The organism is Marinomonas sp. 63XJN7_9_ISO-PGPR-S23-217 (assembly GCF_056173515.1).
The window spans coordinates 103,486-118,028 of record NZ_CM149678.1; the positions used below are offsets into that span (position 1 = coordinate 103,486).

12 protein-coding genes and 1 pseudogene are annotated in these 14,543 nt (G+C 43.8%); 9 read left to right on the forward strand and 4 right to left on the reverse strand.

The features are described 5' to 3' along the window. Positions 1-19 precede the first annotated feature (19 nt). Positions 20-1,246: an MFS transporter gene (locus AC0VYI_RS00445; protein ID WP_475446523.1), complete on the reverse strand. Its 1,227-nt coding sequence runs from the start codon at positions 1,244-1,246 to the stop codon at positions 20-22. A gap of 151 nt (positions 1,247-1,397) precedes the next feature. On the opposite strand from AC0VYI_RS00445, the gene AC0VYI_RS00450 reads away from it, so the two are divergent. Both AC0VYI_RS00450 and AC0VYI_RS00455 read left to right on the forward strand, forming a co-directional pair. Continuing rightward, a complete protein-coding gene (locus AC0VYI_RS00450) occupies positions 1,398-1,964 on the forward strand; it encodes a class I SAM-dependent methyltransferase (RefSeq protein ID WP_475446525.1) in 567 nt (188 codons plus the stop codon). A 23-nt stretch (positions 1,965-1,987) separates the two neighbouring features. Continuing rightward, complete coding sequence (locus AC0VYI_RS00455; RefSeq protein WP_475446527.1) at positions 1,988-2,167, forward strand: hypothetical protein; 180 nt, start codon at positions 1,988-1,990, stop codon at positions 2,165-2,167. Positions 2,168-2,250: 83 nt separating this feature from the next. Here the strand turns inward: AC0VYI_RS00455 and AC0VYI_RS00460 are convergent, their stop codons facing one another. Continuing rightward, positions 2,251-3,210: a helix-turn-helix transcriptional regulator gene (locus AC0VYI_RS00460; RefSeq protein WP_475446529.1), complete on the reverse strand. Its 960-nt coding sequence runs from the start codon at positions 3,208-3,210 to the stop codon at positions 2,251-2,253. A gap of 136 nt (positions 3,211-3,346) precedes the next feature. On the opposite strand from AC0VYI_RS00460, the gene AC0VYI_RS00465 reads away from it, so the two are divergent. Then, entirely contained in the window at positions 3,347-4,006 is a 660-nt protein-coding gene (locus AC0VYI_RS00465) for a glutathione S-transferase family protein (protein ID WP_475446531.1), read from the forward strand. 77 nt (positions 4,007-4,083) lie between these two features. On the opposite strand, the gene hmpA is transcribed toward AC0VYI_RS00465, so the two are convergent. After that, positions 4,084-5,274 carry an NO-inducible flavohemoprotein gene (gene hmpA, locus AC0VYI_RS00470; RefSeq protein WP_475446533.1) on the reverse strand — a complete coding sequence of 397 codons (1,191 nt, stop codon included), beginning with the start codon at positions 5,272-5,274 and terminating at the stop codon, positions 4,084-4,086. Between the two features lie 218 nt (positions 5,275-5,492). Here hmpA and norR point away from each other — a divergent pair, with 218 nt between their 5' ends. Beyond that, a complete protein-coding gene (gene norR, locus AC0VYI_RS00475; protein WP_475446535.1) occupies positions 5,493-7,082 on the forward strand; it encodes a nitric oxide reductase transcriptional regulator NorR in 1,590 nt (529 codons plus the stop codon). 93 nt (positions 7,083-7,175) lie between these two features. Here norR and AC0VYI_RS00480 read toward each other — a convergent pair whose 3' ends face one another. Then, positions 7,176-7,601 carry a group II truncated hemoglobin gene (locus tag AC0VYI_RS00480; RefSeq protein WP_199475676.1) on the reverse strand — a complete coding sequence of 142 codons (426 nt, stop codon included), beginning with the start codon at positions 7,599-7,601 and terminating at the stop codon, positions 7,176-7,178. Between the two features lie 568 nt (positions 7,602-8,169). Between AC0VYI_RS00480 and AC0VYI_RS00485 the strand changes: the two are divergent. From AC0VYI_RS00485 to AC0VYI_RS00505, 5 genes and pseudogenes are all read left to right on the forward strand, one after another. Beyond that, positions 8,170-8,328: pseudogene (locus AC0VYI_RS00485) on the forward strand (MATE family efflux transporter); the annotation flags it as partial. Positions 8,329-8,415: 87 nt separating this feature from the next. Continuing rightward, entirely contained in the window at positions 8,416-9,891 is a 1,476-nt protein-coding gene (locus AC0VYI_RS00490; RefSeq protein WP_475446537.1) for a hypothetical protein, read from the forward strand. Further along, positions 9,884-11,920: a hypothetical protein gene (locus tag AC0VYI_RS00495; protein WP_475446539.1), complete on the forward strand. Its 2,037-nt coding sequence runs from the start codon at positions 9,884-9,886 to the stop codon at positions 11,918-11,920. Before AC0VYI_RS00490 ends, AC0VYI_RS00495 begins: the two co-directional genes overlap by 8 nt. Position 11,921: 1 nt before the next feature. Beyond that, positions 11,922-14,069 (forward strand): hypothetical protein, encoded by a 2,148-nt coding sequence (locus AC0VYI_RS00500; protein ID WP_475446541.1) that lies wholly within the window; start codon positions 11,922-11,924, stop codon positions 14,067-14,069. Further along, positions 14,062-14,523 carry a hypothetical protein gene (locus AC0VYI_RS00505; protein WP_475446543.1) on the forward strand — a complete coding sequence of 154 codons (462 nt, stop codon included), beginning with the start codon at positions 14,062-14,064 and terminating at the stop codon, positions 14,521-14,523. The genes AC0VYI_RS00500 and AC0VYI_RS00505 overlap by 8 nt, the downstream gene beginning before the upstream one ends. Positions 14,524-14,543 lie beyond the last annotated feature (20 nt).

A 14,543-nucleotide genomic window follows, 5' to 3' on the forward strand; every position in this document is an offset into this window, starting at 1 on the left:
CCTAGCAAAACTGGCCTATTTAGTTTTTCTCTTTAGCCTTAGTTATAGTGATCCCCAGGCAAAATAAGCTAGAGATGATTGAGACTAAATAGAATATACCGCTTACTGTACTGGTAGATGCAATAGAGAATGCATAACCAACTAATAATATACCGAGACCCATACCAGCACGTTCAATAAAATAAGATATGCTGATCAAACGATCTGTCGCTAACCCTTCGGGAGAGTGCTGTAGAATGGCGTAATAAACGGTTTCCGTTGCGGCATCAAATATACCAGCAAGAAATGAAAATAACAAAATTATCCATAGACTATTAGACCAAAATACGCCAAGGAAAAGAAGAAATGTGATTGCTAAAAAACAGATGAAAATGCTTGATTCGTCTAAATAATATAGTTTTAGTTTATTTACAGCCATTGGTGTAATAACTGATGCAAAAATTTTACCTGCGCCCCATAAAGCCATAATCCATCCGACAAGAAAGGCTGGGTTTTCTAGACTGAATTCTCTTGATAGGATTGGAAAGCCGACATTATGAGTTGATGAGCCAAATGCCTCAATAAAACGTGCTATAAAGATAACGCCAACTATCATCCAGATGTTCTTCAGCATAACCATGTCAAATTTTTCTGGTTTAGAAGAGGGTCTATCAGAAGCTGATATTTTGAGCTGATTGCTATTTATTCGTAAAGCAAAAAATATAACACCTGATAACAAAAAGGTTCCACCATCTATCAGAAATATCATTTGGACAGGCAAAAAATCATATAAAATACCTGCTAAAATACCACCTATCACAACTGCAATACCATGTATCGAGGCCAAAAGGCTATTCATCTGATGACGAAAGTTAGCACCTAGAAACTGAGGAACTTGTGTATAGAGTGAAACATGGAATGTGCCTTGAAATAGGCCCATAAAAAAAGGCAGCACAACAATAAGGGCTGGATGAGTTGATTCTGGACTAAAAGCTAGAGCAAGCATTATTATTCCATTTGCATAGTCAGATGCTGTTTGAATGATTCGATGAGACCAAAAACGAGATAAAACGGGTGTCAAAAATGCTCCCATCACGGAGCCTGACATTTTTAAGGCGAGGATAAATCCGAGTATTATTGGGTCATCATATAATGAAAGGGCATAAACACTAATCACAATTGTATTTATAAATGCACTGATATCCGAAAGCTGTTTTGCGCCAAGCCATACCCACATTTTTAAGGGTAACTGATTTAGTTGAATCATTCGGTTATCTTTCCTTATTGTAAAACGCTTATTCGAACGAGTAACAAGTTACGATATGCAAGACGAGAAATGTCTATTTGCTTAACAGTTCCTGCTTGATGATATAAAACTCGATCATTTACAACTAGTGTTTCAAGAGAGATTTCTTAGTATGGCTATAAAACATGAACAAAAGGAAAAATTTGATGGGTTGGCCGATGACTATGACAGCTATCGGCCTCGCTATCCTCGTGTTTTATTTGAGACGTTGCTGGCGTCATTGAAGCATCGTAAAGATCTAACGCTGGTTGATGTTGGTACGGGGACTGGGATTGCTTTGGAGTCGATGATTGAGGTGTTAGGGAGAGCACATCATTACCATGCTATCGATATCTCCTCCGACATGATTGATCATGGGAAAAGAAAGTTTCCTGATGCTAACTGGCATAAAGGTAAAGCTGAAGACGTTCTTCTTGGGCTGGAGAGTATTGACCTGATTATTGCTGCGCAATCTTTTCAGTGGATGGACCGACCAAGCTTACTGTCTGCCATTGACCGTCGACTGAAGGTGGGAGGTATTTTTGGTGTTATCCAAAATAATCGGTATTTTGAAGGAAGTGACTTTCTGGATGAGTATGAGTCCCTTTTGGAGCACATGAGTCCAGGGTACTCTCGTTACTATAGGAAATTCGACTTTTTACAAGAGATGAAAGAAAGTTTGGGTCAAAAAGCAATGTGACTTTACATACACATGATTGGGTTATGACGATTCCATCCGATGCATTTATTGGTATGAGCCGTTCCTCCACACAAGCGCAACGAGCAATTACTGCCCATGGTGAAGCCTTTATTAATCAGCTTACTGATCTGATCACACGATATGAAAAAGAAGGACTATTAGAAATAGCTTATCGCAGCGAGTTATTTATGTACTCAAAATAGCATGCAGTTTTTTAACCCAATTGATTATTCTTAATGATTTAGGAATTAGTTTATCAGAGCGCGGCTTAGCCCAGAGATGCATGTCAGCGATAAAGCGTAGCCAAAGACGATACCAATTCCTCCATCGCCAAGCGTAGTTCGGGTGGGCCGAGGACTTCTAGTTCCGCCCCAAAACGCAACAGCTCAGTACAACCATACGGTGTGTCTCCCACTGGAAACCTAGCACGATGCCACCCCGAATCATCCACAGGTTCAATCTTTGCCTGATTCACAGCATAAGAAGAGCACACGTGTTGCATGATCTTCACACCCAACACCGTTAAGCGCACCTCGGCGATAATTGGAAATTGGAGTGTTTCCATACGACGTAAACTATCTTGCCAAAACGCGACTAAGTTGAAGTCTTTGGGGCGTTCAAAGTTTTCATCTAGTAACGTCAGCAATTCAATACGGGATACGCGATATGTCCGAATATCACGGTCTACTTTCGCGATCAAATACCACTGTCCGCCCTTTAAAACGATCCCCAGAGGTTGGAGCTGACGCTTTATTTCTCCTTTCCAACTCTGATATTGCATGGCAATAAGCCGTTGCTCCAACACGGCTGTCATCAACTTTGGCAAGTAGGCAACCTTTTCATCGTCAGAAAACCAGTTCGGAGCATCCAATAAAAATCGGCTTTGTAAGCGATCCGCCTCGTGTCTTAAGTCTTCCGGCAGCGCGGCTTTTAGTTTTAATTGCGCATCGGCAAGCGTCGTGTCTAACCCCATCTTTTGAGCTGGGCCAGATAAACCTGCTAGAAACAATATTTCGGCTTCATTGGCAGAAAGCCCGTTTAAACGAGTACGGTAACCGTGTAGCAGCCGATAGCCACCTTGTACTCCTTGTTCACTGTAAACTGGAACCCCAATTGCGCTAAGTGCATCGATATCCCGATATACAGTACGGATCGACGTTTCACAGGCGTCAGCTAAGGCGCGAGCGGTAACCTTTTCATGGGACTGTAACATCATCAGAAGTTTCAGTATTCGGCTGGCTCGCATGAGATTCTCCTTTATAGTGCCAAGCGAATTTTATTTTGCCAGTATAAAGGAAATACCTGACATAAGGTGGCAGCTTTAGTCTCTAACATAGCTCATGTAGTCACCATTACTTACAACAAATTTTGAGGCAACTGACATGAGCAACATTCTTCGCAACAACGACACTATTACTCTATATCACGCCCCACAAACTCGAAGCAGTGGCGTTTGGGTTCTGCTGGAAGAATTAGGCATACCCTATGAGATGGAAGTTCTGAATTTAACAGCAGGAGAAAATCAGCAACCGGAGTTTTTGGCTATAAACCCCTTGGGTAAATTCCCTACGCTTGTCCATAAGGGGACCGTTGTGACCGAACAAGTGGCTTGTTACCTATACTTGGCTGACCTGTTTCCTGAAAAAGGATTGGCTCCTGGCTTCAGTGATCCTAAACGCGGTGCCTATTTACGCTGGATGGCCTACCAAGGCAGCAGTTTTGAACCCGCCATGATCGATCAAGCTTTTAATCGTTCTCCCGTTGATGCTCTCCACTCGTCCTACGGTAGTTTTGGCAAAATGCTAAAAACTGTGTTCGATCAAATAGCTAAAGGCCCTTATTTACTGGGAGAACAGCTTTACGCTGTCGATATCCTTTGGGGTATAAGCTTGAAATGGTGTCGTATGTTTGGATTGATTACGACGAACCCAGTCGTTGACGCTTATATTGAACGCATCACCTCACGTCCAGCCTTCATTAGCGTTGAACAACAAGATCAAGCACTGAAACTCGGCCAAGAGTCGTTGGTAGATAAGCGATGAGTTGTAAACCATATACACCTCTCTCTTACTAGGGGTAGGTGTATAGGCTTTCTGTTCGGAGGGTTAGGGAGGGGTTATCAAACCTCTTGATGTGGGCCAAATAGTTCGTAATGAATACGATCTGCTTCCACGCCTAATGTCAGCAATTGCTGCTTCACAAACATCATAAAGCCTACTGGACCACACAAGTAGAATTCGCCATTACTCAGAGGCAAGTTCGCTTTGATATCGTCTAACTGCATATTGCCTTCAAACTCACTGTCAGCCAACTCATGGGCACGTTCGTACCAAGTATATACAGACAAATCTAGAGCACCTTTTAAGCCGTTAACATGGTCTTTGAAAGAATGTAGTCCTTCATGTGCACAGGCGTGCAAGTAACTCACAGGCTGGCCATAGTTCTGTTTGGCAAGAGTGTCTAGCATTGCTTGCATTGGTGTTAAGCCCACGCCGCCTGAGATCAAGACCACAGGCGTGCCTTTGTCTTGGAAGTAGAAGTCCCCTGCTGGTGGCATGACGCCGATTTCATCGCCCACTTCAACATGGTTGTGTAAGTAGTTGGACATGACGCCCGCTGTATCGCCTTGGCCTTCACGTTTGACACTGATGCGGTAGCTTTTGCCGTTGGACATTGTCGATAAAGAGTATTGGCGAATTTCATCAAATTCTGCGCCCTTAGGATGTAGCTTCACGCCCAAGTATTGGCCTGGCTGAAAGTCGATCACCGCTTGGCCATCTACTGGCTCTAAGACAAAACTGGTGACCAATTCAGATTCTGGTGTTTTGGATGCCACACGGAAACGACGGAAGCCTTCCCAGCCACCCGTTTGTGCTGCGTGTTCTTTGTATAAATCCCCTTCCACCTTGATAAAAATTTCCGCAAGCTGAACGTAAGCAGCAGTCCATGCTTCTTCGACCTCTTTGGTGAAGGCATCGGGTGCCAGTTCACGCAGAGTTTCAATCAAATGATGACCGACAATATCGTACTGTTCAGGTTGAATATTGAAGCTGGTGTGTTTGTGGGCAATGCGCATTACCGCGCTGGTTAATGCTTCTAAATTGTCGATGTAAGTGGCATAAGCGGCAATCGCATTGAATAAGGCCGCAGGCTGACGGCCAGTCTTCTGATGGGTCATATTGAAGACGTTTTTCAGCTCAGGGTTGTGGGTAAACATACGGTTATAAAAATGCTCTGTGATGGCAGTACCCGCAGATGCAAGAAGTGGAATGGTCGCTTTTACTGTGTCGATGTGCTGTTGAGATAACATCAGATAGCCCTCGTTATTGGACAGTTACGGTTTGATTTACTCTTGTTATAGCGAAAGCTGTGCCAATAAATTAATTCCTTATTTTTCAGATCATTACTGTTTTTTGGTTTTTCAAAAGAGTCATAATGACCTGATTTATATCAAGTCATAACGCTTTAAATATGTCATTATGACCTATATTGAAATTCACCTAGATTTGACTAGAAAATGAGAACGCTATGAAGCAAGTGTCGAATAATGCCTTATTGAGTTTTGCGTTGGATTTAGCCAGTGCGGTGACCCAAGCCAATCGATTTGAGCAATTAGTGTACGCGGTAAAAGCCACCATCAATTGCGATGCGGTGGTGCTCTTGGTTCATCAACATGGAGTGTTAACCCCGATTGCCCAGCGGGGCTTGTCGGATGATTTAATGGGTCGGCGCTTTATTATTGCAGAGCACCCGCGACTTAATGAAATCTGTGCTGGGCATTATCCGGTACGCTTTCCTGCAGACTCTGCCCTTCCTGATCCTTACGATGGCATGGTACTTGGCCATGATGAAAACCTTCCTGTGCATTCCTGCATGGGGGTGCCTTTGTATGTGGAAGGCAAACTGATCGGGGTTGTGACGTTGGACAGTATCGAGCCCTATGTGTTTGATTCCATCGACTCTCGTGCCTTAGAAATCATCGGCAGCATGGCGTCGATGACGCTTAATACGGCAATACTAATGGAACAGTTAGAGAACAAATCCCAACGTGCTGAACATGTATTACAAGCCATGAACAAGCAGGTCAATGAAAAAGATGGTCACATGGAAATGATCGGGCAAAGCGATGGTATGAAAGCCTTGATCCAAGCAATCAAACTGGTTGCCCCTTCCGACTTTGCTATCTTAATTGAAGGTGAAACTGGGGTGGGCAAAGAGCTGGTGGCACGGACTCTTCATCAAGCCTCAAGTCGTGCATCGGCCCCCATGGTGTATGTGAATTGTGCGGCGATTCCGCAACATCTGATCGAAAGCGAATTATTCGGCCATGTGAAAGGAGCATTTACGGGGGCGGATCGAGATCGTGAAGGCAAATTTCTTTTGGCCGATGGCGGCACCTTATTTCTGGATGAAATTGGCGAGCTACCTTTGGAGGTGCAAGGAACTCTACTTCGTGCGATTCAAAACCAAGAAATTCAAGCCGTGGGCAAAGATCAAACTCGCAAAATCGATGTACGTGTCATTGCGGCGACCAATCGTCATTTAGAAACGGAAGTCGCGGAGCATCGTTTTCGAGCCGATCTTTTCCATCGCCTAAGTGTTTTTCCGATTCAAGTGCCGCCCTTAAGAGAACGGCAAGGCGATGTGCCTTTATTAGCTGGCTTTTTTACTGAGCGCTTTCGTCGCAAGCTGGGCTTGCAGCAGCTTACCTTATCGGCATCAGCCATGAGATTGCTGGAGAGTTATCATTGGCCTGGTAATGTGCGTGAACTTGAGCATGTGATCTCGCGAGCCGCGCTCTATGCTAAAGCGGCGGTGCCAACAGGGATTACCACCATTACACCCGCACACCTAACAGGGTTACAGATAGATAACACTTTTAAAAAACAGCAACAGGCTATTTCTGATACAGTTGAAAGCGTTTCAAACGCATTTGAAGAGCCCATAAATTTACGTGAAAAAACAGACGCTTATCAGCGAGATTTAATACATCGTGCTTTGCAGGATGCTGATGGTAATTGGGCGCAAGCGGCACGATTTTTATCGATGGACAGAGCCAATTTGGTTCGTTTAGCGAAGCGTTTGGGCGTATCTGTCAGTAAGGAAGTGAAGGCCTGAAACCTTCTCCCTGTCTCCCCTTTAACAGGGGGAAGCTTAGGCTGTTTGTTCCCTCCCCTTTTGTCTTTCAAGGGGAGGGTTAGAGAGGGGTTGTTAATTATGTCTCGCCGCGCTTACTTGTCGAATGCGTTCAGCAGGAAATTCGAGTTTAGGCAGTAGGTAAGCTTTTAAGTCATTTGGGTAGCCGAGTTCATCTAATGCGGCTGCCATACAATTGAGCCACATGGCTTTTTCTTTATCCGTGACGATTAAATGTGCATGGACTTGGGGTAAACTGATTGGCCCATATTTTTTCGAAAATAACTTTTCGCCGCCCATCCAACCAGATAAAAAAGACACCAATTTGTCGATGGTTAGCTCAAGATTGCTAGGGTGCATATCAAACAAGGGGCGAAATTCAGGGGTGTTTCCCATGATGCGGTAGAAGGTTTCGACTAGGGTTTGTAGCCCAGTTAAACCACCAACCGCTTGTAAAGTTCCATCGCCTTCGCCATAAACGGGTATATTAGTCGTTGTCATTGTCGTCGGTATCTTTTCCATGAAATCACTATGAGACTTTTGCTCGACTACTGCGCTTGCCAATACTTTGTTAAAAACAGACTCAAAATGCTCATTTATCGCTATAAACTCCGCTTGCTCATCTGTTTTTGCCGCGTCTTAGCGTCGCTCGTGACATCGTGCAAAGGTCTCACTGTGTATAAAAATGAGCAGTGATTTTAGCAAATTTTCCATTGATTTGAGAGATAATTGTGGAAAAAAGAACCGGTTATCCCTCTATGCTAAACTTGGCCTGATCGATATTTCCTCTCAACACTGTGGATAAATACAGTATCAGTTCATAAAATAAACATTTCATAGTGTGTTTCACGCCAAATTGCGCTTTTTACTGCAAAAAAGTGCGTTAATTATGTATAACTAGGACTATTTTCCACATTGGCGATTGAAAAAGTACGATGTGTATAGTATTGCCGTTATCCACAATATAGCGATTATCCACAAGGATCCGTTCCCAGTGCTCAAAAAATCTTTTCAACAGCTGCGTCATTCCTATCAAGTTGATGCGCTTCTTCATAAAAAAATCTGGCGAATGGCTTGGCCGCCCATGGTGTCGAATATCACTACGCCACTTCTCGGTTTGGTGGATACTGCGGTGGTGGGTCATCTAGGGACCGCAACGCCTCTTGGAGCCGTGGCGATTGGCGGTAGTATCTTTAGCTTCCTGTTTTGGGCGTTTGGTTTTTTGCGCACACACTAATGTAAGAAATATTGACATACACACCAATGTACAAAACAATGTTGACATCAATGTGATGAAGATGTGGTGCTCGTTGTTATGATTCGATCAAAGATCATATATATTCAACGCCTTTACAGGCTCGAAGTAGGACTAGTTGTCAACGCCGATGGGACTCCTGTTGTTGAGTGGACAAACCGAACTCTTCACTGGAACACTGATAAGCATAAATTCGAAGAAACTAGCGACTTAATGATAGGACGGTTCCCAATCATCTATCGGAATAATGAGCCATGGAATCTTGGAAACCTTTACCTCTACCGCTGGTGGTTAAATTTCGCTGAATCCAGCCCTCGCTCAATCGTAACGATAGATCGAAAAGCAAAGAACCTACTCTCGTACTTGCACTTCATCGAAGAACAGAAGACCGACGATCTACCACTTGATATTTTTTACGCCCCACCTCGCAGCCGAAAGAACCAGCGTGTCACTTATCTCTACAAGTCATACCTCACGAGGCTGTTCGAGCAGAGGCAGAATACGCTTAAGACCGTGAAGCAAAAAGCCGCGGAGGTCGCGGCCTTCTATATGTTTCTGAACACCCACAAGCTCAGTCCTAGTGGTGAAGAGATAGAGGACCGCTTTTACTCTCTTAAACAGAATAAGGTAGTAGTGAAAGGGGGTAGGAAGTTCCATGTGACCACCACAGACATCCATATTACAAAGGCCACGGTTGAAGAGCCGCGCTTCGATTTAATACAGGGCGAAGAAGGTGGAGTACGTCCACTTTCAGAAAAAGAGGTCGAGTGGATTCTTGAAGGCTTGGAAGCTCTAGGTAACCGTCAGCTGCAACTGATGGTTTGGTTGGCGCTATACACAGGGGCAAGAAAACAGACCATTTGCACATTAAGTATTGAAGCGATACAAAGAGCTTACGAGTCGTCACGAACAACCAAAGAGGCGAGAATAGCTGTTGGACCAATGACTGACGTTGATACTAAGGGTAACGTTAGGTACGTACTCAAGGTGCCAAGCGCCTTGGTTGCACAGGTATATGATTGGGTAAAATATTCGAAAATATATAAAGAACGAAGTGAGAAAAGCTTCTACGGTGATTCCCCTCGTAACTATGTTTTTCTGACGAAGTTTGGCCGACCATTTTATACCGCAAACCGACACGTGTATGACGCTGCCGATCCTAGTTATTCACTGACCCTGAAAAAAAGTGAAAGGGGTCAAGCGGGGCTCCAACTAGGAGGATCGATTAATGACTTCGTGAATCAGAAACTGATTCCATGGATAAGACAACACAAAGACAAACAGTACAAAGGTTTTCGGTTCCATGACCTCAGAGCAACACGAGGCATGCGATTCGTTCGGAAAGCGAAGAGATTAGGTATGTCGGACACGGAGATCATTACTCATGTTAAAGGTCTACTCGGTCACAAGCAAGAGGCGACTACGATGATGTATCTGAAGTACGACGAGTTAGTTCAATTGCAGAAAGAAAAAAACGAAATAGTTCACGAAGCCATGTACGGTGAAACTTTCCCTTGGGACAACTTCAATGACTGAATTCTACGATCTGTATGACGACAGACCTGAAACATATTCTTGCTTTGAGTCCTCAGCACTCACATTATCTGAACTAGGCAGAATTCGCCTCAACTTCAAACGCAGCGGCCAAAATTACCAGCATGTTTATGTTGGGAGAGTGCTGTTTGACTCTCGCGATATAAGCTCAGTCAAAAGCAGAAACAAGTGTTCTCCAGCCTTTATAGACAGCTGGGGTATAAATTTTACAAGCCAAATCACTCATCGGAAAGCCTACTTAACAAGGCTTATAGACGCATTCCTCGATGGAAAAATAAAGCGAGGCTCAGTTGTCAATCAGCTAATCTTTATAGACTATGCCGATAACAATTTCGACCGTAAGAAACTCTTCATCGACAAAGATCTTATGAAACAGGCATATTGTGACTACTCGCTATTACTGTGGAATCGAGTATCTCAGAGTAACCTTTCAAAGTCACTCAAACGAGCCACTGCACGCGGGTATCAAGAAGGCGCTACCCAAACAATCCTGCTGGCATTTAATAACATAGATGAAGATACAGTTAAGAGCTGGTCTCTGAGAATTCAATACAGGCGAGGCGAAAGTGGATTCAAAGTGTTGGATAGTACACGATGCGCAGCTATCAGCAGAGATGCACATCGCTATTTGTTCAATCAAATCTCTGAGTACTTACTTGGGGACAATCATGCAAAGCCATTCGTTCTTAAACCAGAGCTGAAACTTGGTATCACAGGTCAAATATACCTCAGCCCAGCCAACTGGAACCTACATGGATTAAACAAGACTCCCTCATCATACTATGAGAGATCTGGAAGCCTCGGGCGCAAACGCCTATACGAGTTACTTTATGATCGCAATGGAAATCTAATTAGCGTTGACAAACTGATGGTGGCGTTAGACGCTGAGATTGAGAAAAATGGTCCATTTAATGACAAAAAGATTCGCTCAAGAATACATGAATATTATCGTGCTGCAGTTGCGATTGGGCAGCAAGATGAAAGCATAATGGAAACTAATTACGGTCGCGATCTTTTTAATATTGCAAGCATTCACTTCTCTCATCTGATACTTGCAGACAGCGGTGCTAACCTAGCAGTACTGTGTTCTGCTCCACTGGTAGAGCCCACCAATCTCGAACGAGAAGGCAAGTTCAGAATTCTATCCTTCAAGAGAAAAGGGGATAAACAGTTTTCACTTCGCCTGAGCCCCCTAGCCAAGAAATACTGGAGTCGTTACCTCGCACTGTGCCAAAAGTTCGGCATTTCAGGTTCTCCCCTTACAGGGCCGCAGTACTTCAAAAAATCGCAGACTCACATATGCACAATTAGTAATAAGAACCTCACTAACCCTACCAAGTTCTGGAATGCAGGTAACCCATGGATTAATACAAAAGAATGGCGAGATTACTCGGTAAATTTATCTCTCACCGTAACTAACGATATTCGCTACTCTGCAAATCAGCATCAGCACACAGTTGAGACATCGAGAAAGCACTACATAGCAGTTGAAAACCAAGTTGCTGTTAAAGAGCTAAGCGACTTCTTCAGCGGTCTAGCTAGTGTTGTAAGTCTGTACAAAGGGAAGCCGGTCGCTGTAAAGATTATTAGTAAAGATAAGGGGGAGCAGGGTCTTACAGGCACTTGCACATTTCAGGGCAGTACAAAAGACGAAGGCTTTTCAGATGAAGCCCCAAACCCTCGTTGCTCAGCAATGCTTAGCTGCTTTTTCTGCAAGTCATATGCGCTTAGAGCAACAGAAGAAGATGTTCTTATGCTGTTATCTATTAAGGAATGGCTACCTTTGCACAGCCGCGCTAGTAGTCTGAATATGGATGAACATCTTCTAAAGTTCCAACCTATCATCGAGCGCTTGGATGACATAATCGCTGACTTCTCTGATAAAAATGAACAATACACAAAGATCGTTCAGCAAGCTAAGAGGCAAATTGAAATTGGCAACTTACACCCTTACTGGGAGATGAAAATAGCTGCTTTGAACGAAATCTCAAATAGTAGAGAGGAGCAGTAATATGTGGTCACCACGATTTTTGGAAGGCACTGAAAAGCTTGATTCTCAGCCCGATATGTTTTCAGGTGAAAATCTAACGAAAGTGCCGCCAGACAGCTTCGTCATTAGTCGCAACCTAACAGGTGAACCCCTTTCTATATACGGCGATAACATCTGGGATTTATCGCCCTATACAATAATAACTAAGGGTATTAAGTACAATTTTATTAGTCAGTTCGGCAAAACAAATGACGAGCTGAGCGCAACAGCACACACGATTATCGGTGAGATGAAGCAAATTATGTTCGCAGTGCTCTACGAACCAACGCACTCGGGCGGACAGCGCAACAAGCCCCAGACCTACAGAAGAATGTTGGCTGTTTTAAGGGGCCTCTCCCTCATCGCACTTAACGAAAATAAGACTCTCGCCCAACTACATGAGAGCGCTCTTGCAGTACCAAAAATCACTGCAAGCCTTTACGCCTCTAGGACTGCGTTTCGCAAAGCTGAAACACTTAGAGATTTAAAAGGACTGATCGACTATCTAAACGAGCGATTCAATGCAGGACTACCACCCCTGATTGCCAGCAAGCAGCTCAAGAATATCCTTTCGGCCGGATTTAAATTGCGATCGGACTACATTAACGATTCATCAATTCAACGCACCCCGCTTATACCCTCGCGAATTTACGCTGCACTGATAAAACTATCAACGGAGATGGTTGATGATTTCCACGAACATAAAGATAATATAAAAGCCCTGCTGAAAAGAATCAACAAAGATCCCTTGTTCTTTGTCACCACTTCAATGATGAGAGATAAGGCAATCCCAGGAGCAGTCAATAACATAAAGGTTTATCGAGCATTTGCAGCTTATAAGGCTAAATACCCCAACGCAAAAAGAACCGAAATGCCCTTAGTAAGCCAAAAAGACTCCATAGCTGAGTATAGTTTAACGGAATTTTTCGAGCGTTGGCCAATCGGATCATTCTACAAAAATAATGACTACATGAAATATACACTCAAAGGTATTAGAGTCTACTTGGCCTACGTACTGGATGCTGCAAGATTTCTCATAGATATATACTCCGGTATGCGCACACATGAGATGGATGCACTGAAACAAGACTGTCTGAGCAGCGTTCGAATACCCGGACTCGATGATATACCTATACTGCTCTGTCACACTTCAAAAATGACAAACAGTAACTACAGCGAGTCTGTCTTACCCTGGGCGACATGCCAACAGGCAATACCCGCCGTCGAAGCATGTAGGTTCATTCGAGGGATGATGGGCAGCCCTACCGATTTTCTGTTTCCAAGCTTTGATCATCCTATGAAGGTCAGGAAGTTTCTCGATACAGATGTACATCGCCAAAAAGCTCTCTCATATATCTCAAGGGGCTCAGATGAGCTAAGAGTCAGAGAAAGCGACATTGTAGAGTTAGAAAACTTCGATGCATTTCGTGACTGGCGAAATGATCCTAGGCTCAAACTAAAAGTGGGTGAGTACTTTCATCTTGAGAACCATCAATTCCGGCGCTCTACGGCCGTATATGCAGCACGAAGCGGAAGAGTCTCTCTCCCCTCATTGAAATTTCAATTCAAACACTTATCTGAAGTCATGACGATGCTTTACCGAGAAAATGCCAGCTTCGCTGAGAACATTCTAAATATGGTTAAAACGGGTGATTCTCATGATGTAATACGCGACTATCGAGATGAGCTGATGCTCCTAGAAGCCTTGGATTTTGAAGCTCATGTAGTTAAAAGTAAGGACAAACTTTTCGGCGGAGCAGGAAGCAGGCTTGAACAGGAAAAATCTCAAGCTCCATCATGGTTCAATAGCATCGAAGATATCGAAAAACGCGTTAGAGATGGACGTATATCTTATCGAGAAACAGCTATCGGTGGATGCTCATCCCGTGAGATGTGTGACAAGTTTAACGTGGATGAGGTCATCCCATGCCTAGTTGGTTGTGATGACGCGATCCTTGGTGGGGATGATGGGCTAGGACTTGGACGAGGACATAAGCTCAAAAAATACAAAAGTACCCTAGAGGCGGAGCTAGAGTACATCGATCCAAAACATCCCTCAGCTCGATTAGCACATCAGGAAATCATGCTAATCAACCAGAAATTAATCGCGATAGAGGCCATAGATGAGTAAGCATAAAGAGTACTACGAAGCCCTCCAAAGGCTGATAAACAATGAGTCAGTAGTTGTTGCTAAAGGATCAAAAATCAATAAGCGCAACGTGGCGTTGGAGGCAGGCAAGAAGAATGCAAGCAGCATTCGTAAGGGCCGAGACTTTGACAATCTAATCGCAGCAATAGATGCCGCTGCTGCTAAAACGCAGTCACCAAAAAAAATAAGAGTAGATAAAGCTGATACCCTTGCAGCACGTAACCAGGAGTTGCAAGATATGCTAGACATCTCTCATGCAAAATACCTAGCAGCAATGAATCTACTCCTTGAAAACGGCCTTTACTCTGTTGAGAAGATCCCCGCCCAAGTAATCAACCTCAATGAAAGGGATCACTCTATACGCCCCGCGTTTGACGGTAATAATTTCGAGAATAGTGAAACCCCCCTGTGTCAGGATAGTTGTCGCCTCATTTGATATTATAAAACAGACAGGGG

Excerpts from the sequence above, each read along its gene's own strand:
- AC0VYI_RS00450 (WP_475446525.1), top strand. The coding sequence starts at position 1,398 with ATGGCTATAAAACATGAACAAAAGGAAAAATTTGATGGGTTGGCCGAT.
- AC0VYI_RS00460 (WP_475446529.1), bottom strand. The coding sequence starts at position 3,210 with ATGCGAGCCAGCCGAATACTGAAACTTCTGATGATGTTACAGTCCCAT.
- AC0VYI_RS00495 (WP_475446539.1), top strand. The coding sequence starts at position 9,884 with ATGACTGAATTCTACGATCTGTATGACGACAGACCTGAAACATATTCT.
- AC0VYI_RS00455 (WP_475446527.1), top strand. The coding sequence starts at position 1,988 with ATGACGATTCCATCCGATGCATTTATTGGTATGAGCCGTTCCTCCACA.
- AC0VYI_RS00505 (WP_475446543.1), top strand. The coding sequence starts at position 14,062 with ATGAGTAAGCATAAAGAGTACTACGAAGCCCTCCAAAGGCTGATAAAC.
- AC0VYI_RS00480 (WP_199475676.1), bottom strand. The coding sequence starts at position 7,601 with ATGACAACGACTAATATACCCGTTTATGGCGAAGGCGATGGAACTTTA.
- AC0VYI_RS00500 (WP_475446541.1), top strand. The coding sequence starts at position 11,922 with ATGTGGTCACCACGATTTTTGGAAGGCACTGAAAAGCTTGATTCTCAG.
- norR (WP_475446535.1), top strand. The coding sequence starts at position 5,493 with ATGAAGCAAGTGTCGAATAATGCCTTATTGAGTTTTGCGTTGGATTTA.
- AC0VYI_RS00445 (WP_475446523.1), bottom strand. The coding sequence starts at position 1,246 with ATGATTCAACTAAATCAGTTACCCTTAAAAATGTGGGTATGGCTTGGC.
- hmpA (WP_475446533.1), bottom strand. The coding sequence starts at position 5,274 with ATGTTATCTCAACAGCACATCGACACAGTAAAAGCGACCATTCCACTT.
- AC0VYI_RS00490 (WP_475446537.1), top strand. The coding sequence starts at position 8,416 with ATGATTCGATCAAAGATCATATATATTCAACGCCTTTACAGGCTCGAA.
- AC0VYI_RS00465 (WP_475446531.1), top strand. The coding sequence starts at position 3,347 with ATGAGCAACATTCTTCGCAACAACGACACTATTACTCTATATCACGCC.